The following is a 507-nucleotide window of genomic DNA, read 5'->3' as shown; positions in this document are numbered from 1 at the left end:
CTCGTGCAGCAAGTGAGCTAACCAGCAAGGAAACTCCAGACTGGGAAATTATTGCAGCAAGATTTTTAATGCATGAGATTGACCTTGAGATAAAAAGAAATGAAGAAAGATATGATATAGTAGATTTTAAATCAAAAATTGATTATCTAACTCATTCTGGTCTTTACGGAGCATACATCAAAGAAAACTATTCATCAGCTGATATAGATGAGTTAGAAGCCTACCTAAAAAAAGAACGTGATGACTTATTTACATTTTCTGGCCTAGATTTAGTTAAAAAACGCTATTTAATCCGTACCTTTACAGGCGATATTATAGAAAGTGTCCAAGAAATGTTTATGGGCATTGCCATGCATTTAGCAATTCCAGAAAAAGATAGGGTAGCCTTTGCAAAAAGACTTTATGATATCTTATCAAGTCTTAAAGCAACTATGGCTACACCAACTATGACCAATGCCAGAAAACCATTTAACCAACTGTCATCTTGCTTTATAGATACAGTTCCAG

At 34.5% G+C, this 507-nt stretch carries 1 protein-coding gene; it reads left to right on the top strand.

Features of this window, described 5'->3' with window-relative positions; all coding sequences use genetic code 11:
• Window positions 1-507, top strand: a 507-nt coding sequence (locus AB9Q04_RS08060) for a ribonucleotide reductase N-terminal alpha domain-containing protein (RefSeq protein WP_410024823.1), incomplete at both ends; no start/stop codon positions are given.

The sequence above is a fragment of the Anaerococcus groningensis genome, from assembly GCF_046365465.1.
In the GTDB taxonomy this organism is placed as follows: domain Bacteria; phylum Bacillota; class Clostridia; order Tissierellales; family Peptoniphilaceae; genus Anaerococcus; species Anaerococcus groningensis.
Note: the sequence above shows the minus strand (reverse complement) of the source record. Positions and strands in the feature narration are given on the sequence as shown.